Source organism: Amaricoccus sp. (genome assembly GCF_036846665.1).
Classification (GTDB): Bacteria; Pseudomonadota; Alphaproteobacteria; order Rhodobacterales; family Rhodobacteraceae; genus Amaricoccus.
Genome location: NZ_DAIUBO010000001.1, coordinates 54,303 through 60,723 on the forward strand (window position 1 = coordinate 54,303; position 6,421 = coordinate 60,723).

Below are 6,421 nucleotides of genomic sequence, written 5' to 3' on the forward strand. Positions count from 1 at the left end.
AGCGGCAAGAGCGAGGCACTACCTCGCGCCGGTTCGTCGGCCGGAGCGCGTGAGCGCGGAGGTCGAGGGATGCGGTGTTTCACCATCGCTGGGTAATCCGCGCGCGCCTGACTGGGCGGGCGCACTTGTCGCGCCTGCCGAGGAGCCGGCAGGCGCGCGCGGATTTGTCCCTGCCAAATCCGCGGGGAAAGCGACGCCGGTCCAAAACAATCACAGGGAGACCGTATGGAACGGTCTCCGCGAGCCCGCAGCCTAGACGGCGCGCAGCTTGCTCGCCGGCTCCTGGACCTCGGTGACGCTCCGCAGATAGGCGAGGAACTCGTCGCGGAGATCGTCGCGCGCCAGGCCGAAGGCCACCGTCGCCTGGAGGAAGCCCGACTTGGAGCCGCAATCGAAGCGGCGGCCGCGGAAGCGGAATGCATTGACATTGCCGCGCGCGGCGATCTCGGCCGAGATGGCGTCGGTCAGCTGGATCTCGCCGCCCGCGCCCACCCGCATGTCCTCGAGATTGTCGAGCACGTTCGGCGACAGGATGTATCGCCCGATCACCGCCATGTTGGACGGAGCCTCCTCCGGCCGCGGCTTCTCCACCATCGCGCGAACCGGCATGGTCGCGCCGATCGAGGTCGAGCCCACGTCGAGGATCCCGTAGGAGGCGACGCTCTGCGCCGGCACCTCCATGGTCGCGACCATGTTGCCCCCGACCTCGGCATAGGCCTCCACCATCTGCTGGAGGCAGGGCTTCTCGGCATCGATCACGTCGTCGGGCAGGATCACCGCGAAGGGCTCGTCGCCGATCAGCCGGCGCGCGCACCAGACCGCATGGCCGAGCCCGCGGCGTTCCTGCTGCCGGACATAGGCGACGGCGCCGCTATCCATGTCGGTCTGCCTGAGCAGATCGAGAAGATGGCCCTTGTTGCCCTCGTGAAGGCTGGTCTCGAGCTCGGGCGCGCTGTCGAAATAATCCTCCAGTGCGCTCTTGCCGCGCGAGGTCACGAAGATGAACTCCCGGATTCCCGCCGCCCGCGCCTCGTCGATCGCATATTGGATCAGCGGACGGTCGACGAGCGGGAGTATTTCCTTGGGAACGGATTTCGTCGCCGGCAGGAATCGCGTGCCGAAACCTGCGACAGGAAATACCGCTTTTGTCACCCGGTACGTCATGAAACCCCCATCAACGCCGAAAACACCTGCGACTCCGCCCGGATTGCGCGCAGCACGCCTCCGGTATCACAGATGGCGGGCCTGCGGGCAAAAGAATTCATCACTGCGTAAACGGAGTGGCATCTCACCGCCGGTTCAGTCACGTCCGAGCTCCCCCAGGATCGCTTCGATCTTCTCAACGTCCGAAGGGTTGTTCAGTTCCCAGAAAGCCTGGCCGCGGGCCTGGACCTCGACGCAATGCACCGGAATGCCGTTCTCCATGAATCGCAATTGTTCCAGCCCCTCCCAGGTCTCCAGCGGACCCGGATCCCAGGAGGGATAGGCCAGCAGGGCCGCCGGCCGATAGGCATAGACCCCGACATGGTGAAAGACCGGGATCGTCTCCGCCGCGCCGAGCGGCCGCCCGGTATAGGGCAGGACCTCCTTGGAGAAATAGAGCGCGCGCCCGGCGCGGTCGAAGACCGCGGTCGTCGCCCCGACCCGCCCGTGCCGGCGGTCCTCGAGAAAGCCCGCGAGCGCGCCGGCGTCGCAGCGCAGCACCGGCGTCGCCACCTGACGCGTGGCATCGGCCTGCATCGCGGCGATCAGGGCCGAGACGAACCAGGGCGGCGTCAGCGGCGCGTCCCCTTGCAGATTGACCACGATCTCATGGGCGCCGCCGAGCTGCGCCGCCACGACCGCGCAGCGCTCGGTGCCGTTCCGGCAGCTGTCCGGCGTCATGGCGACCTCGGCGCCGAAGCCATGCGCGGCATCGGCGATGCGCATGTCGTCGGTGGCGACCACGACCCGGTCCACGCCTTCGACGGAGATCGCGGCGTCCCAGCTGCGCCGGATCAGGCTCCGCGCCGCGCCGCCGGCGCCGCGCAGATCCACGAGCGGCTTGCCGGGAAAGCGGGTGGAGGCATATCGCGCCGGGATGACCAGAAGCACGGACATGGCTCGTCAGGCCCGCAACAGGGTGAGCCCGGGCGCAAAGGCGATGAATTGCGGGTTCTCGAACCCCTCCTTGCCATAGGTCAAGGGCGCGTGACCGTCGAAGCGCACCACCCTTCCCCCGGCGCCTGACAGCACCGCATGGCCGGCGGCGGTGTCCCATTCCATGGTGCGGCCGAGCCGGGGATAGAGATCGGCCTCGCCGGCGGCGACGAGGCAGAACTTGAGCGACGATCCGGCCGACCGGAAATCCGCCACCCGGTAGAGCGCGATGTAATCGTCGGTGGCCTGGTCCCGGTGCGACTTCGAGGCGACGACGACCAATGCCTCGGGGTCGGGCTCGGACACATGCAGCGGCGTCACGGCGCCGATCCGCCCGGCGTCATGGGGCCCGGCCTCCTCCACCGCCTGTCCCTGCGCATCGGTGTAGAAGAGCCGCGCCTTCGCCGGCGCATAGACGACGCCCCGCGTGGCGACGCCATGCTCGATCAGCGCGATATTGACGGTGAAATCGCCCCGCCGCTGCACGAATTCCTTGGTGCCGTCGAGCGGGTCGACCAGGATGAAGACATCCGCGGCGATGCCGTGGCTCGCCTGCTGCTCCTCGGTCACCACCGGGATCTCGGGGAATGCAGCCGCGAGGCCCTCGCAGATCACCCGGTCGGCGCGGAGATCCGCCTCCGTGACCGGCGAGGCATCCGCCTTGGCGGCGACATCGAAATCCGGCCGTCCGTAGACCTCCATGATCTCGCGGCCGGCATCCAGCGCCAGCTTCCGGAAGGTGGCGGCGAGTCTGGCGTGATCCATGGCGGGCTTTCGATTGCTTTCGGGGCGCGTTTCTATGGACCTGCCTCCGGCATCTTGTAAACATCCCCTTCGTATCGAGGCGCCGAAAGACGGGAAGATCGCGAGGATGAACCGCCCGCTGCCGCAGGGGGAACTGACCCTGCAGACCATCGCCATGCCCGCCGACACCAATGCCAACGGCGACATCTTCGGCGGCTGGATCATGTCCCAGATGGACCTGGGAAGCTCGGTACTGGCCCGCGGCCGCGCCCGCGGAAGGGTAGCGACCGTCGCGGTCGAGGGCATGACCTTCCACCGGCCGGTCCATGTGGGCGACGTGGTGTCGATCCATGCGCAGATGCTGCGCGAAGGCACGACCTCGATGGCGATCGGCGTCGAGGTCTGGGTCCACCGGCAGCCCAGCGGCGAGCACCGGAAGGTGACCGAGGCCCGTTTCGTCTTCGTGGCCGTCGACGACCGTGGGGCGAAGCGTCCGCTGCCGTGAAAGGGCCGGGGCGGGGGCTTGTCCGGGTCCAACGATTTCAGCCCGATCGGCGCGCGGGCGCCTCGCGGCGAACAACCATCCGGAAATGCTGAAAAAACGCTGGCTGGAAGGCGGCTGGAAACCGGCTGGAAACCGGCTTGCCACCTCCTTGCGAGCGGTCAACGCGAGGTGATCGACCGGAGGCCGCAACAGGTCCGCCTGAAACGCACGTTTCTCCGATTGGCAACATCTCGTTCCGGTGCCATTGCTCACCCCGGACGACGCCGGCACCCGGGGCGGAATCGACGGAAAAGCGAAAGGACGCTCACCGATGACCACGAGACGCGAGTTCCTCGGATCCGTTCCCGCAATGGGCGCAGCCTTCGCGATCGCCGGCGACACGCTGATCGAAGGCGGCGGCGCGGTCCGCGCCCAGCAAGCGCCGCTCGCCGGGCACTTCCACCCGAAGGGCAAGGCGCCTTCGGACCACACGCGGGCGGTACTCGAGGCGGCGAAGTCGCAACTGCCGTTCGCCGACACGCGCGACTTCGAGGAGCAGGCGAAGGGCCTGATCGCGCCGATGACCGAGATGGTGATCCCGGCCGACGCCGGCCACGTCGCCTGGGACATGGCGAGCTTCCAGTTCCTCGACCAGCAGGCCGAGTTCGACTCGATCCACCCCTCGCTGCACCGCATCTCGAAGCTCAACAACAACTACGGCCTCTACGAGGTGATCCCGGGCATCTACCAGGTGCGCGGCTTCGACCTCTCCGACCTGACGTTCATCCGGGGCAAGACCGGCTGGATCGTCTTCGACCCGCTGGTGTCGAGCGAGACGGCGCGCGCCGCCTGGAAGCTGTTCCAGGCCCACAGGGGCGAGGGGCTGCCGGTTTCGGCGGTGATCTACTCCCACACCCACGGCGACCACTGGGGCGGCGTGCGCGGCATCCTCGACGAGGCCGACGTCCGGTCGGGAAAGGTCGAGGTGATCGCGCCGGTCGACTTCCTCGGCTTCACGGTCTCCGAGAACGTCTACGCCGGCAACGCGATGAACCGCCGGCTCTTCTACCAGTACGGCCTGCTGCTGCCCGCCGCACCGCACGGCTACGTCGGCCAGGGTCTCGGCACGCGGGTCTCCGCCGGGGCGACCGGCCTGATCGCGCCGACCCGGCTCGTCCGCGAGCCGATCGAGGAGTTCGAGGTCGACGGCCTGCGCATGGTCTTCCACAACACGCCGAACACCGAGGCGCCGCGGGAGATGAACACCTGGATCCCCGAGATGAAGGCGCTGTGGATGGCGGAGAACGTCACCGCGACGCTCCACAACATCTACACGCTGCGCGGCGCCCAGGTGCGCGACCCGCTCGCCTGGTCGAAATACATCGCCGACGCGCTCTACCGCTTCGGGCTCGAGGCCGAGGTGATGTTCGCCTCGCACCACTGGCCGCGCTGGGGCAACGACCGCATCCAGGAGGTGCTGCGGGCGCAGCGCGACCTCTACGCCAACATGAACAACCAGGTGCTGCACCTCGCCAACCAGGGCGTGACGATCAACCAGGTGCACAACGTCTACGAGGTGCCCGCGGGCCTGCAGCAGCAATGGCACTGCCGCGGCTACCACGGCTCGCCCGAGCACAACGCCCGCGGCGTGATCCAGCGCTATCTCGGCTTCTGGGACTGCAACCCGGCGACGCTGATCCCGCTGTCGCCGGAGGAATCCGCGCCGCTCTACGTCGAGATGATGGGCGGACCGGACCGCATCCTCGCCCGCGGCCGCGAGCTCCACGACGCCGGCGACTACCTGCTCGCCTCCGAGATCGTCAACAAGCTGGTGCAGGCCGAGCCCGACAACGCCGAGGCCAAGGACCTGCTCGCCGACATCTTCGAGCAGATCGGCTACCAGCAGGAGAACCCGGGCCTCCGCAACAGCTTCCTCGCCGGCGCCTACGAGCTGCGCACCGGCATCCCGGAGGGCGAGACCGCGGATTCGTCGAGCCCCGACGTGATCCGGGCGATGTCGACCGAGCTGTTCCTGAACTTCCTCGGCATCCGCATGGACAGCCGCAAGGCCGAGGGCCTGCGCTTCACCATCAATCTCGTGACGCCGGACACCGGCGAGACCTTCCTCATCGAGATGGAGAACGCCACGCTCACCAACATCGCCGGCTTCCAGGCCGCCCAACCCGACCTGACTCTCACCATCGACCGCACCGACCTTGAGCAGACGATGATGGGCGCGAAGACCCTCGACGCCCAGATCGCCGACGGCACCGCCAGGATCGAGGGCGACCCGAGCGTCCTCGGCAAGCTCGCCGCAACCATGGTCGACTTCGACCCCCGCTTCGAGATCATGCCGGGAACCAAGGCCCAGCCGGCCATTGTCGCGCGCGCCAATCCCTACGAGGCCGTTCCGGAAAGGATCATCGCGGAATAGGCTGCCGCGCCGCAGCCGCAGCGGTTCAGTCCACCACCCGCAGCGTGAGGTTGATCCGCCCGCCCTCGGCCAGCAGCGACGAGCTGCCAAAGCGGATGCGGTCCACGCCGTGGTAGGCGCGGCGGGCCGGCCCTCCCATCACCACCACGTCGCCGCTCTCGAGCGTGGTCGAGGTCGTGGGATCGGCGCGCGCGGGGCCGCCCATGCGGAAGACCGCCGCATCGCCGAGGCTGATCGAGAGCACCGGCCAGGTGAAATCCGCCTCGTCGTTGTCCCGATGCAGTCCCATGCGCGCCCTGGCACCGTAGAAGTTGACGAGACAGCAATCGGGCGCACGGTCGCGCGAGACCAGATCCCGCCAGACGGCCATCACCGAGTCCGGGATCGGCGGCCAGGACAGACCCGAAGGGTGCCGCTCGGCATAGCGGTAGCCGCCGCGGTCGCTCACCCAGCCGTAGCGGCCGGCCGAGGTCATGCGCACGCTCATCGGCTTGCCCCAGGGCGTCACGGGCGCGAAGAGCGGCGCGGCGCGGGCCACGTCGCGCAGTTCCTCCACCATGCGGAGCTGGGCCGGCCGGTCCAGCCGGGCCTTGTGAATCTCAAAGCCGCCGATCTCGAAC

The 6,421-nt window shown here is 68.4% G+C and carries 6 protein-coding genes; 2 read left to right on the top strand and 4 right to left on the bottom strand.

Annotation, left to right across the window (positions count from 1 at the left end; all coding sequences use genetic code 11):
* Positions 1-252: 252 nt before the first annotated feature.
* From galU to cysQ, 3 genes are all read right to left on the bottom strand, one after another.
* On the bottom strand, positions 253-1,164 hold the full coding sequence (gene galU / locus V7050_RS00285) for a UTP--glucose-1-phosphate uridylyltransferase GalU (protein WP_324365995.1): 912 nt from the start codon (positions 1,162-1,164) through the stop codon (positions 253-255).
* 135 nt (positions 1,165-1,299) lie between these two features.
* Entirely contained in the window at positions 1,300-2,100 is an 801-nt protein-coding gene (locus tag V7050_RS00290; RefSeq protein ID WP_324365993.1) for a 3-deoxy-manno-octulosonate cytidylyltransferase, read from the bottom strand.
* Between the two features lie 6 nt (positions 2,101-2,106).
* Positions 2,107-2,904 carry a 3'(2'),5'-bisphosphate nucleotidase CysQ gene (gene cysQ / locus V7050_RS00295; RefSeq protein WP_324365991.1) on the bottom strand — a complete coding sequence of 266 codons (798 nt, stop codon included), beginning with the start codon at positions 2,902-2,904 and terminating at the stop codon, positions 2,107-2,109.
* 106 nt (positions 2,905-3,010) lie between these two features.
* Between cysQ and yciA the strand changes: the two genes are divergently transcribed.
* Complete coding sequence (gene yciA / locus V7050_RS00300; protein ID WP_324365989.1) at positions 3,011-3,388, top strand: acyl-CoA thioester hydrolase YciA; 378 nt, start codon at positions 3,011-3,013, stop codon at positions 3,386-3,388.
* Between the two features lie 310 nt (positions 3,389-3,698).
* Complete coding sequence (locus tag V7050_RS00305; protein WP_324365987.1) at positions 3,699-5,801, top strand: alkyl/aryl-sulfatase; 2,103 nt, start codon at positions 3,699-3,701, stop codon at positions 5,799-5,801.
* A 25-nt stretch (positions 5,802-5,826) separates the two neighbouring features.
* On the opposite strand, the gene V7050_RS00310 is transcribed toward V7050_RS00305, so the two are convergent.
* Positions 5,827-6,414: an alpha-ketoglutarate-dependent dioxygenase AlkB family protein gene (locus tag V7050_RS00310; protein WP_324410161.1), complete on the bottom strand. Its 588-nt coding sequence runs from the start codon at positions 6,412-6,414 to the stop codon at positions 5,827-5,829.
* Positions 6,415-6,421: the final 7 nt, after the last annotated feature.